This is a genomic window from Acinetobacter sp. TAC-1 (assembly GCF_029025845.1).
GTDB classification, from domain to species: Bacteria; Pseudomonadota; Gammaproteobacteria; order Pseudomonadales; family Moraxellaceae; genus Acinetobacter; species Acinetobacter guillouiae.
In genome coordinates, this window is record NZ_CP118892.1 from 4,370,364 (window position 1) to 4,385,659 (window position 15,296).

Consider the following 15,296-nt stretch of genomic DNA (forward strand, 5'->3'; position numbering starts at 1 on the left):
ACTAATCAATCTATGTTTTTAAGCTTAAGCTATTTCTATTTTTGCTCTGCTTTATCAATCCGCTTAGATCAAAGCTTAAGCTTCTCTAACAATAAAGACCCAAAACCACAATACATGTCACCAAAAATACCAACCCTGTGGATGATCAATTTATTCCCTACTTAGACTGAAGAAATGTCTTGTTTCAATATTGGCTGATAAAAGATGCGGATCAATAGATTCAAATGTCTATTGCATAAAATCAGTCATAAAAAATCTAGATAACTGCTTCATTTTTTATTTAATTCAATAAGATTTATCTATTTTGATGTTTTTACTGGCAACTTAAGCAAAGGAAATTACATTTTCATATTAAAATTATTTAGAATGCTTAAAATTACTTCGTATTAGAATACGTTCTGACTTGTGACCACACCAAAACTTCACTATCTTAGAACTTCACCGTTCGCAGCTTGGATGCGTTTATGCTGACACACTTAAATCTGATCAATTTTGCTTTAGCTGATAACCTTGCTATTGATATCGAGCAAGGGTTCAACGTGCTTACAGGTGAAACAGGTGCGGGTAAATCATTATTATTAGATGCATTGTCAGCCTGTTTAGGTGAACGTACCGATACCAATTATGTGCGTTATGGTGCTGAAAAAGCCGATATTACCGCCGTTTTTAGCTATCAAGCACAGAGCCCGGAAGCCAATTGGCTCAACACTCATGAATTAGATGATGAATCTGGTGAAATCCATTTAAGACGGGTGATCTTTGCAACAGGACGCAGCAAAGCATGGATCAATGGTCGTCCCAGCAGCCTCGCTGAATTAAAAGAACTTGGCCGCCTTTTGGTGCAACTATACAGCCAACATAGCCAACAACAACTGCTTGAACCGCCCTACCCGAAGCATTGGTTAGATCGGTATAGTAATTTTTATCAGCCAGCCCAAGATGTGCGTGATGCGTACAGCACTTGGCAAAAAAATATTCGTACACACCAAGCAGCGATTGATGCACAAGCTAATCGCCTGCAACGTATTGACACTTTAAAATTACAACTTGAAGAACTCGAAGATGTCATTCGTATTGATTATAAAGAAATCGAACAAGAATTTGATCGTTTAAGTCACCATGAACACATCATGCAAGACTGTGGCTATAGCTTAAATGTTCTTGATGAATCTGAACAAAATATTACTCAAGAAATTTCTTCAATTATTCGACGTTTAGAATCGCATGCTGGACGAAGTGAACTGCTGTCTGAAATTTACAATTCATTGATCAACGCACAAAGTGAAATTGATGACGCAACGGCAAATTTACGTCAGTTTATAGACCGTCAAAGTTTTGATCCTGAACGTATGGATGAGTTAAATACACAACTCGAAGTCTTTCATCGCTTGGCACGTAAATACCGTATTCAACCCGATGAACTCAAACAACAATATGAAACATGGCAAAATGAATTAGAGCAACTACATCAACTTGAAGATCCTGAAACCCTCGCTGAGCAAGTTGAACAATCTCATCAAGTGTTTGTTGAGAAAGCACAACATTTAGATCAGATTCGTCGTAATGCCGCTGAACCTTTAGCCAAGCAACTGACTGAGCAAGTCAAACAACTGGCGCTACCAGAAGCGCATTTTGAATTTAAATTTGAACCATTGGAACAGGCTTCTGCGGAAGGTTTAAGCTTTATTCAATTACTCTTTACTGCCAATAAAGGGATTCCACCTCAACCGCTGGCACGTGTTGCTTCTGGTGGTGAACTGTCACGTATTGCATTGGTCATGCAAGTGATGAATGCCGAAAAAACCGAAGCAGAAGTTTTAGTGTTTGATGAAATTGATGTCGGAATCAGTGGTGGTACCGCTGAAATTGTCGGACGTTTATTGGCAGGCTTGGGGCAACACGTTCAAATTTTATGTATTACTCACCAAGCTCAGGTTGCGGCCCAGTCCGATCAACACCTATTGGTGAAAAAGCTGCAAACAGATCCTGCAAGTAGTACCATCGTTGCACTAGAAGAAGAGCAACTTATTTTAGAATTGGCTCGTATGACAGGTGGTATTGAAATTGGTGAAACCACCTTGCAACATGCAAAACAATTAAGACAATTGAAATTTCAGCCGTCTTAATACCTCAATCTAGTGTATAAAAAAGAATACCCATATAAAAAACCAGTCAGCACGCGACTGGTTTTTTATTCCTATTTTGGAATAGAAGCACTTTCATATATTCACTCGCCCTATTGTCTTCGCTTTTATAAAGATGCACATTTTTATTTGGACACCATTTTGTTTATATTTTAAACATATTAATGAAAAACTTGGGCTGTTTTTGCAGGCTTTTAAAATATTCACAACCTATTGATATTAATTGTGCTATTTATATAGGTATAGATTTTATTTGAACAATTAAAATTATTTAAGCGGATTGAAAAGGAGTTGCATATCGGTGCCTAAACAATATCTTTCTCATCGCTGCTTGATTGCACCACCTGATCTTGCTGATGATTTCTTTGCCAATACGGTAATCTATCTTGCCCGTCATGATGAAGATGGTGCGCAAGGTATTATTATCAATCGACCTTCAGGTATTCAAGTCAAAGAACTTTTGAATGACTTAGAAATTGAAGCAGATAATGTGCATCCGCATGAAGTCTTACAAGGTGGTCCATTACGCCCAGAAGCGGGTTTTGTGATCCATACAGGACAACCAACCTGGCACTCTTCGATTGCCGTAGGTGAAAACCTGTGTATTACCACCAGCAAAGATATTTTAGATGCGATTGCACACAATGAAGGTGTAGGTCGTTATCAAATTGCATTGGGCTATGCCAGCTGGACTAAAAATCAACTTGAAGATGAAATTACCCGTGGCGATTGGTTGATTTGTGATTCAGACATGGATTTGGTGTTTAATTTGCCTTATACCGACCGTTGGGATGCGGCTTATCGTAAAATAGGGATTGATCGTACTTGGTTATCTTCTGAGATTGGACATGCCTGATTTAAATTCCCCACAACTGATTATTGCATTTGATTTTGGTACACAAAAAACGGGAATGGCTGTAGGCTCCTCCATCATTGAAAGTGCAACACCGCTTGCACTTTTTCCAATGAAAGATGGTATCCCCAATTGGGATGAATTGCTTAAGATCATCAAACAGCATCAACCGAATTTATTTCTGGTCGGCTTACCATTAAATATGGATGATTCCGAGTCAGAATTATCCACACGCGCACGCAAATTTGCACGACGTTTACGTCATCAAACCAATATTGAAACCCTAATGGTCGATGAGCGCTTAACCACACGTGAAGCACGAGATGAACTCGATCATTACCACGCGCAAGGGCGAGCAAAGAAATTAGCAGCGGATAGTATTGCAGCGGCTTTATTTATTGAAAGTTGGTATCGAAACCCAGAAGGCATTACCCCTTAAACTGAGCAATAAAAATGTCAAAAACCTATGTTATCTATGGTGTAAGCAAAGGCTTGGGGCAAGCTATTTTACACGCAGTACCTCAAACACAAGATCTGGTTTATGGTATTTCACGTTCTCAGCCACAGTGCGACCTTGCTCATTTCAAATGGATCTCTGCTGATTTATCAAAACCTGAGCACGCTCGAGATTTAGTTAAAAATCAAATTCAAAATCAGCCTATAGATTATCTGATTTACAATGTCGGGATCTGGGAAACAAAAGCCTTTCAAGCAGATTATGACTTTGAACAATGTACTGATATTGAAATATCAAATTTAATTCATACCAATATTCAATCCTGTATTTTGGCAATTCAATCCTTGATTGAGAATCTTAGATTGTCTCCAAATGCAAAAATTATCTTGATTGGTTCAACCTGGGGACTAGATAATCATAACGGCAAAGAAGTGGTCTTTTCAGCCAGCAAATTTGCCCTCAGAGGCATTGTCCACGCTCTCCGAGAAAGCTTGCGTAAAGACCAGATTGGAGTGAGTATATTAAATTTAGGCTACTTAGCGACTGAATTTGATCTGAATACATCTGTAGATGAAGTTTTACAACAGAGTGGTCATGAGTTAATTCCCTTACAGGATGTTATTCTTGCCATCAAATTTATCTTATCCACCAGTCAAGCCAGCTGTGTTAAGGAAATTAATATGCCCGCGATGGCAGACCTAAATCTATAAAAAAAACCCATTTTTCAATGGGCTTTAAGATCGAAGTTTAATGATGGATACTGGTTATTTTTTTGCTTTTTCCAAAATATGTACTGTCACGGTACGCCCTGCCACAAAGGCCAATGAATCATGGGGCACTTCATCTAAAATAATTTTCACAGGTACCCGTTGAGCCAAACGTACCCAGCTGAATGTTGGATTTACATTGGCCAATAAGCCTGACGAAGTGGTCCGTTCACGATCCTCAATCCCAGACGCAATCCCTTGAACATGGCCTTTATATTTCAAAGAATCGCCCATGAGTTGTACTGTTGCAGGATCACCTAGATGTATTTTATTGAGTTTGGTTTCTTCAAAATATCCCACAACATAGAGCTGTTTACGATCAAGTAAAGCGGCAACAGCTTGCCCAACTTTGACATAATTTCCTGCGCGCAAATCAAAATTTGATAATGTTCCATCTGCAGGTGCAATCACTTCTGAACGTTGCATATTCAATTGCGCCAAATGCACACTACTGGTTGCTGCTTCAATCAAAGCTTTTTGTTGTTTGATATTGGCTTCTGCTTGTTGTACCGCAGCTTGCAATTGCTGATGCTCTGCATGAGATTGATCTCGTGTAGCAAACATTTGATCTTGTTCTTGTTTAGAGATCGCACCATTCATCAGGTCTGCATATCGACGTGCATTTTTATCTGCAAGATTGATATTGGCTTTTGATTTCACAATATTGGCTTTTGCCTCAGCAAGCCCCGCTTCTGCTTCAGCCAGTCCTGACTGGGCTTTTGCAAGATCTGATTTTGCTTGTTCCACGTCTAAAGTTTGGCGTGCTAAATCAATTTTAAAAAGCACCTGCCCTTTTTTCACGGTTTGGTTATCTTGAACCATCACCTCTGTGACTAAACCAGCAATATCAGAAGACACTTGAATAACATCGCCACGGACACGCCCATCACGTGTCCAAGGTTCTGCATTGTAGTAATTCCAGATATGCAGCGCACAAAATATCGCAATAATCACCACGATACCCAATGATATTGGCCGGATTGCCTTACGTATGTCAAACGTATTCATTTCAATTTTCCAATCATTAAACTTAAAAATAAATCAGCTCTATTGCAGCAGCTAAGTCGTCATCTGAATAAATACCCAATGAATCGACCATAATAAAATCAGATAGATACAGATATTAAAAATTCCAGGTAATGCAATCCATTCTTTTTCAACTAAGCGATCTGTACCAATACACACCACTTTCCAGATGATGAATGCCAGAATTGCTTGAATTAAAAATATTGGGACATAAACACCATAAATGTTGAGCTCCCCCATATTTATGCTCCCAATAAAACAGTTGAAAGTTGTGCATCAACCAGATGAATATGACAAATACTATTACGAATATTATTCACAGAAATTTCTATACGCTGTCGGATATCTTGATCACCTACCGCTTGCGCATCTTGTAAGACTTGATCAAATTGCTGAATCAATGCTTGTCGTAAGTTATCATCAGGCTGAGTTACTGCTTTTTCGCTTAACCACTGGTTAAGTAGGCCTTGTAATTTAACAATTGCACTGGTCGTCGTAGATTCAGGCGACAATTTTTGGACCAGCTCCTGCAAACGAGTTAAATCAATTACGGCACTCGACTCAATCAAAGCATTATTAATTTCGATTTTGAGCTGTTCTGACTGAATCAATTTGGTATTTAACACGCCAATACGATCAAGCATACTGCGTAAATGAATTCTAAAGCCCGTTCCATAAGACATCGCAATACTTTCCCGCATAGCTTTATAGTGTAAAGCCAACATCCGTTTTACCGTCATCTCAGGGGACATTGAACGTACCATTTGCATGATACAAACCGTGATAATCGGCCCAATCACGGTTGCAATCGAAGCATCAAAAAAGGTGATCTGATCCATCAAATAACGGTTTTGCAGATTTAACCCCATAATCGTACTCATAATCAGCGGTAAGCCCAGTGCATGCAACGGCGGATGTAAATACAACATCACACAGAACATAATAAAGGGGGCTAATACAACGGCTAACTCCCAAAATGCGGTGATATGCGGAAAAATCCCATATGCATAAATAAAAACCAAAATAGCGGCATAAATACTGGAGCGGATAAATATTTTTAGCGCAGGTACAGGGTCATCTAAAAAGGTCAAAATACATGCTGTAATTGCGGCCATTTCTGCCACCATAAAGCCTATTTTCCAGCCACTTAAAATCCAAAATGCACAGGCAATGTTGGTGGTTAAAAATGCCGATATCCCGCCACGTACCGCAACGCCATAATCACGATGTAAACTGGGATAGGTTGTGGTTAAAGGTACAATGGATTCCGGTAAGCTATGATTACCTTGCTGCATGCATTGCCAAATAAACTTCACTGCACGAACATTTTGAATAAAATGGCGAATATCCATTTTTAGACTGCCCAAAATCACCTGTTGTTTAGCAGTTGCATGTTCAGTGATGGTTTGAAATTCTTGATCAAAATGTTCAGGTAAGTGCTTAAGCTCATCTTCAAGAATGGCATTCTCACCTTCTAAAAAATCATCAATCTTTTGGTGAAACTCAAGCAGATACGAACGATAAGTTAAATCAATTTGATCCAGTTGCTTGATCCGTTCTGACATTGCGACCAAGTTTGCCACTAACATCGTCACTTGATGTAGCAACTCTTGGAGTGGTTTGGTCATGCCCTTAAATTTTGAAGTTTCATAACTTAGATGCACAGCCATACTATGAATATCTGTTGTATCACGCGTGATATTGGTCAATAGCTGAGTATAATTATCTGTATGTGCGGGATCAGACAAAATTGAGTCAAAAGCCTGTTTAGTGTCTTGCATGGTTTTAGTGACACGGAGTTCGACCACAGGCCCAATATGCATAGGAAATATAGTGGCAGAGACCACAGCACTACACACCACACCCAATGAGATTTCCAAGAAACGACCCACAGCCATGTCGAAAATAGACACCGTCTCGATATAATAAATCGAGTTAAAACAAATAATCACTGCGGTATAACCCGCTAACATCACCACATAACTGCGTGGTGATCGGTCAATTAAAGACAGATATAGACAGATCCCCACCCAAGCTGCCAGTACAAAGGTAAATAACCAAGGGGTATTAACCAAATGAGGCATCACTGCGATAGCAAAAATTGCTCCGATCAAGGTTCCTAAAATTCGATAGATACTTTTTGATGCCATCATGCCCGAATAAGGATTGGCAATCACAAAGACTGTACCAATCGCCCAAATCGGATAGCTCAGGTTGAGCTCAAATGCGATATAGAGTGCCAGCATTCCTGCAATGAAAGTTTTGCTCGCAAAAATCCAATCGAGTTTATTGGGTCTAAAAGCCAATAAGGGTTTGATCAGTAACATGCAAGCAACTCACTATAAATTCAATTTCATTGATTTTCTCTGTCATCTCTAGCTCTCTAAGATCTAGCAAGCTGATATTCACCACTTTTATGAGGCTTTGTTGTACACATCACATTTTCTTTTCTTAGCGACCAAAAAACCGTACTGCTTAGTCAAATAAACAGTGTGGTTTTAAAAAAGATGTGAATAGAAGAACAAATTTAGGCATTTGCTCAAATACAACGATTGAGTAGAGAAGGACTCAATTTATGATAAAAATTTATACTTCTAGAAAAGTATAAATTCACCATTGGATATTCATATCAGCAATAATCTCAAAAAAAACACAAATAATCAATAAAAATATCTCATCTTGATAATACAACTAAATATAATTTACTTTGATGTTCAAATGTAGTGCTTTTTCTCAAAATAACCACTAAAGTTAAAAATGTAGAATCATTTGCATTTACAATGCAAATTCCACTGTTTTTTCTTGAACAATTTGTTATAAAGTAACATTCATTATTATTTTTTTTGATTCTCACTAATTGAGTAGGTCATCAATGGCACTTTCCAGTTTTGGCAAAATTCTCACCGTATTGGATTTATTTTCGGTGTCTCGCCCAGTAATTAATGTCGATGTGATTTGTGAAGAGCTTGGTTTATCTAAACCGACCAGCTATCGCTATTTAAAAGAATTAGTTTCGGCTGATATTTTGCAACGCTTAAATGGAACTTCAGGCGATTACACCCTTGGTCCTAAAATTGCTGTGATGGACTATATTTCTAGAACCACCGATCCATTGGTTCAAATCAGCAAACCATTTATGCAAGAAATTTCAGAACGTACAGAGCTTTGCTGTTTACTGACACATTTAAATGATGACTATTGTATTGATGTTCATCATGAGGTGTATCGTGATGAAACTTTACTTTCTTATGGTCGTGGTTGCCCTCGTCCCGTATTTATGGGCTCCTCACCTAAAGTGATCATGGCGCATTTATCTAAACAAAAAATTCATGAATATTACCTTCGCTTTGCAACACAATTAACTGAAGTTGGTTTTGCTGAAAATGAAGAAACCTTTGTTAATAAAATGAAAAAAATAAAAAAACAAGGTTATTATTTTTCACAAGGCGAACTTGATCCAAATGTTTCTGGCTTATCTATCCCGGTGAAGTTTTCAAGTAAAGAAGCGCCTTTAGCATTGACCGTACTTGCTTCAAAAAATCGTTTTGAATACGTCAACACCCCAAAACTAATTGAAACCTTGCAAGAGTCTGCTGCACAGATTGAAAAACGCTATCAAGCACTCTCTGCCAATGACCAATTATCTGAATTTCACCCATAAGCGCAATCATCTTGATAATTTAACATTTTGTAATGTTTTTATCTCTTGATAATGTTTTTATATTCTCATAATATGATTATGTTCTTCAGTAATCCATGATTTTTTTGGACATTGTTTTTGCGAAAACAATTCCTCCTCAGAGTAAGGAAGCCTATGTGTTTAAACATAGGCTTTTTTATGTGCAATTTTTTTATCCATTAAGTTTACTTTTAAGCCATTAAAAAAATAATTAGAGTAATTGGCGAATCATTTTCATTGAGGAATAATCTAAAGCAGCCAATAACAATGATGCATAATTTTAATTAAGGAATGTTATGAATATTCTCATCGTCCATGCACACCCTGAACCCCTTTCATTTACAACCGCAATGAAAGATCATGCTGTAGAGGTCTTGGAAAAATTAGGGCATCAAGTAGAAGTTTCAGACTTGTATGCCATGAATTTTAATCCAATCGCATCACGAGAGGATTTCTCAGAACTGAGTCATCCTGAATATATGAATTATGCTTTGGAGCAACGCCATGCTTGTAAAAATAAGCAGATTGCCGCAGACATTCAGATTGAAATTGAAAAAGTACAAAAAGCAGATTTAGTGATTTTAAGTTTCCCCATGTATTGGACGTCTGTACCTGCCATCTTAAAAGGCTGGATTGATCGCGTATTCGTTTCTGGTATTTTCTATGGTGGTAAACGTTTTTATAACCACGGCGGAATGGTGGGGAAAAAAGCCTTGTTAAGCTTTACCTTGGGTGGCCGTGAACATATGTTTGGTGATCATGCGATTCATGGTTCAATTGAAGACTTGTTACTGCCGATCCAACGTGGAACTTTAGCTTATGCAGGCTTTGACGTGTTGCCACCATTTACCGCTTACCATGTCCCATATATTTCTAATGAAGCACGCCAACAAATCCTGCTTGATTATCAGCAATATTTACATAACTTAGAAAATTTACCTGCATTAGACTTTCCTAAACTTGAACAATTTGATGACAAGCTTTATCCACTTGGATAAAAGTAACGAAAAGTCAAATTTACACGAGGCGCTAAAATTCGTGTGGATTTGGCGAGGGTATGTTTCCAATAACGTTGGGTCTGCCCTTGCATCACAATCAACTGACCACTGTGTAAAAGTAAATCTACTTTTTTAGCTTTCCACTTGTGCTTAAAACTGAATTTTCGAGTAGCGCCAAGACTCAATGAAGCAATCACCACATTGTGGTTGGGCGCTTCCAATGATGGCTCATCATCACTATGCCAACCCACGCCTTGTGAACCATTTTCATATAAATTTGCCAAACAGGAATTATAAGTTTGCCCTGTGAGTTGCTCGATATGCTGTTTGAGTCGATATAAAGCGGGATTCCAGATATGGGCTTGTTTTGCCATACCTGAATAATGATATTGGTAATCATCATCGCCATACCACACCACTTTGCGCTCAGTTTTATAATATTGACCATGCAAATAAACTTCATCATGTTGCCAAGCCAAATGCTGTAGAAAATAGTTTAAATATTTTTGACTTTGTTCATGATCCAAAATTAAGCCAAAGTCTTTTACTACCCCATCATAAGGCAGTAAATTATCTTGTGCTTCAGGTTCAAATAAATCTAAATTCATGGTCTAAAATGAGCTACGGGTTCATCCAACAATGAATCAATATTTAACATGAAACAAGTCATTTTTGATCAAAATTAAACAACTTTAATATGAAGAATAGTAGGTCATATCATGGATAAATATACAAATTAATTCAGCAAGTTGAAGAATTTAAATAGAATTTTGAGCGTGAAGATTTGGACTAGTGTAAGGCATTATTAAAATCTTTCACAATTCAAAACATAGCAATCACTTGTAGCAAAGTTTATTCAGCTTTAGACTAAAACCAAGCTGATAAAAAGCAAAAACCTATGAATTTATGGCAATTATTTCAAAAATTACGCCCCTTTGTACGCCCCTACCGCTGGCTTGTCATCGTTACCTTAGTGTTAACGTTGATTGGCTCACTCACCGCTCAGGTCAATGCCCTCACACTTAAATATGCTGTAGACAGCATTAACCATCTGATCCAAGCAGGACAAGGCCTAGCGGATGGATGGCACATTATCATTACCATTACTGTGGTTTTATTGGCCAAAGAAGTCATCAATGCAATTGTTCAATTTGGGCAAAAATCATTTGGTGAAAAACTCAGAATTTTAATTTCACAGGATTTATCTCAGGGCATTATCGAAAAGTTTATTACCTATCGATTGGCCTTTTTCGATCAGAAAAATAACCAAGCAGGAAAATTACAAACCCGTATCGACCGTGGAGTTAGCTCGCTCACTCGGCTGGTACAAATCTTTTTTATTGATATTTTACCGTTATTTACCAGTGCAATTATCGCTTTAGCCCTAATGTATTATGCCAATTTCTGGGTGGGTGTGGTCGCGACAATCATTGTACCAATTTACTTTTGGCTGACCTTTAAACAATCACAAAAGCTTTCCGGCAAACGCCGAGCCTTGCGCGATAACATGGAAAAGAAGAATCAAGGTATTTTGAGTATTATTAACTCAATTACAGTGATTAAATCTTTTAATAAAGAGGCTGTTGAATCCACCAAGCAACTGAATTTACAAAAGTCACTGACTGAAAATCAGATGCAAACTCGACAAACCAGCTATATTTTTGATGGTCTAAAAACCTTTATCGAACAAGTTGGTGTAGTCCTGATCATTATCTTAACTGCTTACTTTGTTTTAGATGGACAAATGAGTATAGGGATGATCATGTACCATGTATTGTTGTTCAATAACGTGTCTGCACCGATCCGCTCTTTGCATCGTATTTATGATGAAATTAACTCAGCAATGATCTATTCAGAAAGCTTCTTTGGTATCTTAGAAGCAGATCATGAAATCGAAGCAAGTGGTTTAATGAAACCTCAAATTCATGGCAAATTTGGATTGGAAAATGTTGATTTTATCTACCCGAATGGTCATCAAGCCTTACATCGGATTAACATGACTATTCAACCCAATAAAATCACAGCCTTAGTCGGCTTATCAGGTGCGGGGAAATCAACCTTAATCAGCCTACTGGATAAATTTTATGCCCCGAACTCAGGCTGTATCAAACTCGATGGGATTGATTTAGAGCAACTCGATACACACTATTTAAGAGAACATATAGGCTTGGTATTGCAAAAGAATCATATTTTCCAAGGCTCAATTTTAGAAAACATTCGTTATGGTAAGCCCCATGCAAGCAATGAAGAAGTCATCGCAGCTGCCAAAAAAGCCTCGATTCATGAGCAGATTTTAAAATTACCCCATGCCTATGAAGCAGATGCCTTGCTATTGTCTGGCGGACAGCAACAGCGAATCGCACTTGCTCGAATGTTCCTTAAAAACCCGCCAATTATCTTTTTAGACGAGCCCACAGCGAGTTTAGATGCCATCGCTTCAGAGCAAATCAAACAAAGCTTAGATGAGATTAAACAAGGCCGAACTGTGATTATGATCTCGCATAGCCTTTCACAAATTATTGATGCCGATTACACCTATGTGATGAAAGAAGGACAAATCGTTGAGCATGGTGAACATCATAATCTTTATCATCAAGATGGTGCTTATAAGGAAATTTTTGATGCAATGGCTAAAAGCTTAAATATCGAAAAAATTGCACGAACTTTTGAAGATGATGGCGAGGAAGAAACTCATAGCTAAAGTCTAGTTGGTGCTTTGTATTAACCTACAGAAGCTCATACTGATTAAATTGCTTTCTGCAGCATTGGATCATTCAAGATATGCCTATCTGCTAACGAGATAAATTATCTTTTATGGACTATTCCCACATACAAATAAAAAGCCACTCTATGTTCTAGAATGGCTTTTTTCTTTTTAGAGTAATAATTTAGAGGCTAATCATTTCCATTTTACTGCTTGGACTTCAACTTTTTTAGGATTGTCCGTTTCAGCACTACTGCAACCACAACCGCCACCGCATCCACTCACCATCGCAGGCTGAATCCATTTGGCTAAACGATTCCAACTTTGCGACTGACAAAATTGAGCCAGTTTAGAAAACACCGAATACGCTGACTTTGGGAAGACTTTCTTAAATACAAAAATTGCACTCCAAATCACCAATACCGCAATAATCAAAAATTCAATCATCTCTAGCTCCTTTGCTTCAAGATTCTGGCTTATAGACCAAAATAACGTGACGCAATTTGATAAGTGAGGAAAGCCATTAAATAAGCCAAACCAAATAGATAAACTGTCATACCAGCAACAGTTTTCCAAGAACCTGTTTCACGTTTTACCGTAGCCAATGTCGCTAAACAATGCGGTGCATAGATAAACCACACCAACAACGATAAACCTGTTGCAACTGACCAGCTTAAATCACCCTGACTGATCAGATGTGATAAACCTTGAGCGACTGCATCATCATCCGCTGCGGATAACGCATAAACCGTACCCAATGCTGCAACCACAACTTCACGTGCTGCCATCGCTGGAATTAAAGCAATACAGATTTGCCAATTAAATCCAAGCGGTTCAAAGATTGGGTGCATTACATGCCCCAACATCCCAGCAAAAGAGTAGTCAATATCGGGTAATGTCGCGCCTTCTGGCGGTTGAGGGAATGTACACAAGAACCATAACAAAATCGATAAAGCGAAGATAATGCCACCGACGCGCTTTAAGAAGATCTTGGCACGGTCTAACAACCCAATCCATACACTTTTTATATCTGGGATACGGTAGCTTGGTAATTCCATCAATAAAGCATGTTGTGATTTATCTTTCTGGAAAAACTTCAGCACGGTCGCAACAATGAGCGCACTCACAATTCCCGCCATGTATAAACCGAAGAGCACTAAACCTTGTAGATTAAGGAAACCCCAAACCATTTTCGCTGGAATAAATGCAGCAATCAGCAAGGCATACACTGGCAAACGCGCTGAACATGTCATCAACGGTGCAACCAGTATCGTCACCAAACGATCTCGTGGATCACTAATACTTCGAGTCGCCATGATCCCAGGTACCGCACAGGCAAAACTGGATAACAGTGGGATAAATGCCCGACCACTTAAGCCTGCTTTAAACATCAATTTATCGAGTAGAAACGCCGCACGCGGTAGATAGCCTGACTCTTCTAAAACCAAAATAAAGAAGAACAGAATTAGAATCTGTGGCAAGAACACCACTACACTACCTGCACCTGCAATGATCCCATCGACCACTAAGCTGTGAAGTAGTGGTTGGGTAATAAACTGCCCAATCCAGCCACCAAACCAGCCAAAAAATTCTTCAATACCATCCATAAATGGCGCTGCCCAAGCGAATACTGCTTGGAAAACAATAAACATCATCAGCGCAAGGCTAAGAAGTCCTAAAACGGGGTGTAAAAAAATCTTATCGAGAAAATCAGTACGTTTGTCTTCATGATCTAAAAAAATCACCACATCTTTTAAGATTTGGTCAATTTTTTCATGATTGGAACCTGAAAGCTTAACATCACTCAGTTCTGCACTTGGTGTGTGGAATTTTTCATTTTCCAAAGCACCCATCAAGTTTTCAATCCCTGCATTACGCACAGCAACCGTTTCCACCACGGGAATACCTAAACGCTGTGATAATTTTTGGGTATTGATCTGCATCCCACGACGACGTGCTTCATCCATCATGTTTAATACAAGCAGAATCGGTTTGCCTTGTTCAATGACTTCAAGCACAAGTCCCAAATGTAATTTTAAGTTGGTTGCATCCACCACACATAAAAATGCCTGTTGATCTTGTTCACCGGCAATTTTCCCCAAAACCACATCACGGGTAATGGCTTCATCAGGACTGGCTGCATCGAGGCTATACGTTCCAGGCAAATCCAGAACACGTACTGCACGACCAGAAGGTAAATTAAATGTACCCACTTTACGTTCAACAGTCACCCCAGCATAGTTGGCAACTTTTTGACGTGTACCGGTTAAATGGTTGAAAAGTGAAGTTTTACCGCAGTTAGGATTTCCCACTAAAGCAATACGTAAAGTTTCGCTCATGCGGAAGCTCCTTCTAATGCCTGATGTATTTCAATTTTTTCGGCTTCGATCTTACGTAACGCAAATCGAGTAAAACCAATTTGAATGAGAATAGGATCACCACCAAAAACACCTTTTGTGATCACTTGTACACGTGTGCCAGGCACAAAACCTAGAGTTTCTAAACGACTCGCCACTAAATCTGGCTGATTGACATTATCTTGCGAGGTGCGATTGACCTTTGCGATAATGGCAGTTTGCTTTACTTTCAAGTCTGACAAACGCACAGCAATTAACCCTAAAATTTACACGATAGACAGACTATTATACATACAAATGAGAATAATTAC

Annotated in this window: 14 protein-coding genes; 7 read left to right on the forward strand and 7 right to left on the reverse strand. The window is 38.6% G+C overall.

Features of this window, described 5'->3' with window-relative positions; translation table 11 throughout:
• The first annotated feature begins 464 nt into the window (after positions 1-464).
• The 4 genes from recN to PYV58_RS20480 all read left to right on the forward strand — a co-directional run bounded on the left by recN (position 465) and on the right by PYV58_RS20480 (position 4,164).
• Positions 465-2,126: a DNA repair protein RecN gene (gene recN, locus PYV58_RS20465; protein ID WP_034613600.1), complete on the forward strand. Its 1,662-nt coding sequence runs from the start codon at positions 465-467 to the stop codon at positions 2,124-2,126.
• Positions 2,127-2,445: 319 nt separating this feature from the next.
• Positions 2,446-3,000 (forward strand): YqgE/AlgH family protein, encoded by a 555-nt coding sequence (locus tag PYV58_RS20470; protein WP_004718361.1) that lies wholly within the window; start codon positions 2,446-2,448, stop codon positions 2,998-3,000.
• Positions 2,993-3,436, forward strand: a complete 444-nt coding sequence (gene ruvX / locus PYV58_RS20475; RefSeq protein ID WP_004818593.1) for a Holliday junction resolvase RuvX — start codon at positions 2,993-2,995, stop codon at positions 3,434-3,436. Before PYV58_RS20470 ends, ruvX begins: the two co-directional genes overlap by 8 nt.
• A 14-nt stretch (positions 3,437-3,450) precedes the next feature.
• Positions 3,451-4,164 (forward strand): SDR family oxidoreductase, encoded by a 714-nt coding sequence (locus PYV58_RS20480; protein WP_034613597.1) that lies wholly within the window; start codon positions 3,451-3,453, stop codon positions 4,162-4,164.
• 54 nt (positions 4,165-4,218) lie between these two features.
• Here PYV58_RS20480 and PYV58_RS20485 read toward each other — a convergent pair whose 3' ends face one another.
• The 3 genes from PYV58_RS20485 to PYV58_RS20495 are packed head-to-tail and all read right to left on the reverse strand — an operon-like array spanning position 4,219 to position 7,574.
• Complete coding sequence (locus tag PYV58_RS20485; RefSeq protein ID WP_034613594.1) at positions 4,219-5,229, reverse strand: HlyD family secretion protein; 1,011 nt, start codon at positions 5,227-5,229, stop codon at positions 4,219-4,221.
• 51 nt (positions 5,230-5,280) lie between these two features.
• The gene (locus PYV58_RS20490) at positions 5,281-5,487 is read right to left on the reverse strand and encodes a DUF1656 domain-containing protein (RefSeq protein ID WP_004818586.1); all 207 of its coding nucleotides are present in this window, start codon (positions 5,485-5,487) and stop codon (positions 5,281-5,283) included.
• A 2-nt stretch (positions 5,488-5,489) separates the two neighbouring features.
• Positions 5,490-7,574: an FUSC family protein gene (locus PYV58_RS20495; RefSeq protein ID WP_034613591.1), complete on the reverse strand. Its 2,085-nt coding sequence runs from the start codon at positions 7,572-7,574 to the stop codon at positions 5,490-5,492.
• A gap of 545 nt (positions 7,575-8,119) precedes the next feature.
• Between PYV58_RS20495 and PYV58_RS20500 the strand changes: the two genes are divergently transcribed.
• Together PYV58_RS20500 and PYV58_RS20505 are read left to right on the forward strand one after the other, a co-directional pair.
• Positions 8,120-8,908, forward strand: coding sequence for an IclR family transcriptional regulator C-terminal domain-containing protein (locus PYV58_RS20500; protein ID WP_004818582.1), 789 nt, complete (start codon positions 8,120-8,122; stop codon positions 8,906-8,908).
• A gap of 314 nt (positions 8,909-9,222) precedes the next feature.
• The gene (locus tag PYV58_RS20505) at positions 9,223-9,924 is read left to right on the forward strand and encodes an NAD(P)H-dependent oxidoreductase (RefSeq protein ID WP_034613588.1); all 702 of its coding nucleotides are present in this window, start codon (positions 9,223-9,225) and stop codon (positions 9,922-9,924) included.
• Here the strand turns inward: PYV58_RS20505 and PYV58_RS20510 are convergent.
• On the reverse strand, positions 9,909-10,532 hold the full coding sequence (locus PYV58_RS20510; protein WP_004718376.1) for an alpha-ketoglutarate-dependent dioxygenase AlkB: 624 nt from the start codon (positions 10,530-10,532) through the stop codon (positions 9,909-9,911). The genes PYV58_RS20505 and PYV58_RS20510 overlap by 16 nt on opposite strands.
• 290 nt (positions 10,533-10,822) lie before the next feature.
• On the opposite strand from PYV58_RS20510, the gene PYV58_RS20515 reads away from it, so the two are divergent.
• Positions 10,823-12,625 (forward strand): ABC transporter ATP-binding protein, encoded by a 1,803-nt coding sequence (locus PYV58_RS20515; RefSeq protein ID WP_034613582.1) that lies wholly within the window; start codon positions 10,823-10,825, stop codon positions 12,623-12,625.
• A gap of 198 nt (positions 12,626-12,823) precedes the next feature.
• Here the strand turns inward: PYV58_RS20515 and PYV58_RS20520 are convergent, their stop codons facing one another.
• The 3 genes from PYV58_RS20520 to PYV58_RS20530 are packed head-to-tail and all read right to left on the reverse strand — an operon-like array spanning position 12,824 to position 15,233.
• Positions 12,824-13,075: a DUF6587 family protein gene (locus tag PYV58_RS20520; protein ID WP_034613579.1), complete on the reverse strand. Its 252-nt coding sequence runs from the start codon at positions 13,073-13,075 to the stop codon at positions 12,824-12,826.
• 29 nt (positions 13,076-13,104) lie between these two features.
• Positions 13,105-14,967 carry a ferrous iron transport protein B gene (gene feoB / locus PYV58_RS20525; protein ID WP_034613576.1) on the reverse strand — a complete coding sequence of 621 codons (1,863 nt, stop codon included), beginning with the start codon at positions 14,965-14,967 and terminating at the stop codon, positions 13,105-13,107.
• Positions 14,964-15,233 (reverse strand): FeoA family protein, encoded by a 270-nt coding sequence (locus tag PYV58_RS20530; RefSeq protein WP_004718380.1) that lies wholly within the window; start codon positions 15,231-15,233, stop codon positions 14,964-14,966. Before PYV58_RS20530 ends, feoB begins: the two co-directional genes overlap by 4 nt.
• Between the last annotated feature and the right edge of the window lie 63 nt (positions 15,234-15,296).

Coding starts and splice junctions, on each gene's coding strand:
- recN (WP_034613600.1), top strand. CDS start 465: ATGCTGACACACTTAAATCTGATCAATTTTGCTTTAGCTGATAACCTT.
- ruvX (WP_004818593.1), top strand. CDS start 2,993: ATGCCTGATTTAAATTCCCCACAACTGATTATTGCATTTGATTTTGGT.
- PYV58_RS20480 (WP_034613597.1), top strand. CDS start 3,451: ATGTCAAAAACCTATGTTATCTATGGTGTAAGCAAAGGCTTGGGGCAA.
- PYV58_RS20485 (WP_034613594.1), bottom strand. CDS start 5,229: ATGAATACGTTTGACATACGTAAGGCAATCCGGCCAATATCATTGGGT.
- PYV58_RS20490 (WP_004818586.1), bottom strand. CDS start 5,487: ATGGGGGAGCTCAACATTTATGGTGTTTATGTCCCAATATTTTTAATT.
- PYV58_RS20495 (WP_034613591.1), bottom strand. CDS start 7,574: ATGTTACTGATCAAACCCTTATTGGCTTTTAGACCCAATAAACTCGAT.
- PYV58_RS20500 (WP_004818582.1), top strand. CDS start 8,120: ATGGCACTTTCCAGTTTTGGCAAAATTCTCACCGTATTGGATTTATTT.
- PYV58_RS20505 (WP_034613588.1), top strand. CDS start 9,223: ATGAATATTCTCATCGTCCATGCACACCCTGAACCCCTTTCATTTACA.
- PYV58_RS20510 (WP_004718376.1), bottom strand. CDS start 10,532: ATGAATTTAGATTTATTTGAACCTGAAGCACAAGATAATTTACTGCCT.
- PYV58_RS20515 (WP_034613582.1), top strand. CDS start 10,823: ATGAATTTATGGCAATTATTTCAAAAATTACGCCCCTTTGTACGCCCC.
- PYV58_RS20520 (WP_034613579.1), bottom strand. CDS start 13,075: ATGATTGAATTTTTGATTATTGCGGTATTGGTGATTTGGAGTGCAATT.
- feoB (WP_034613576.1), bottom strand. CDS start 14,967: ATGAGCGAAACTTTACGTATTGCTTTAGTGGGAAATCCTAACTGCGGT.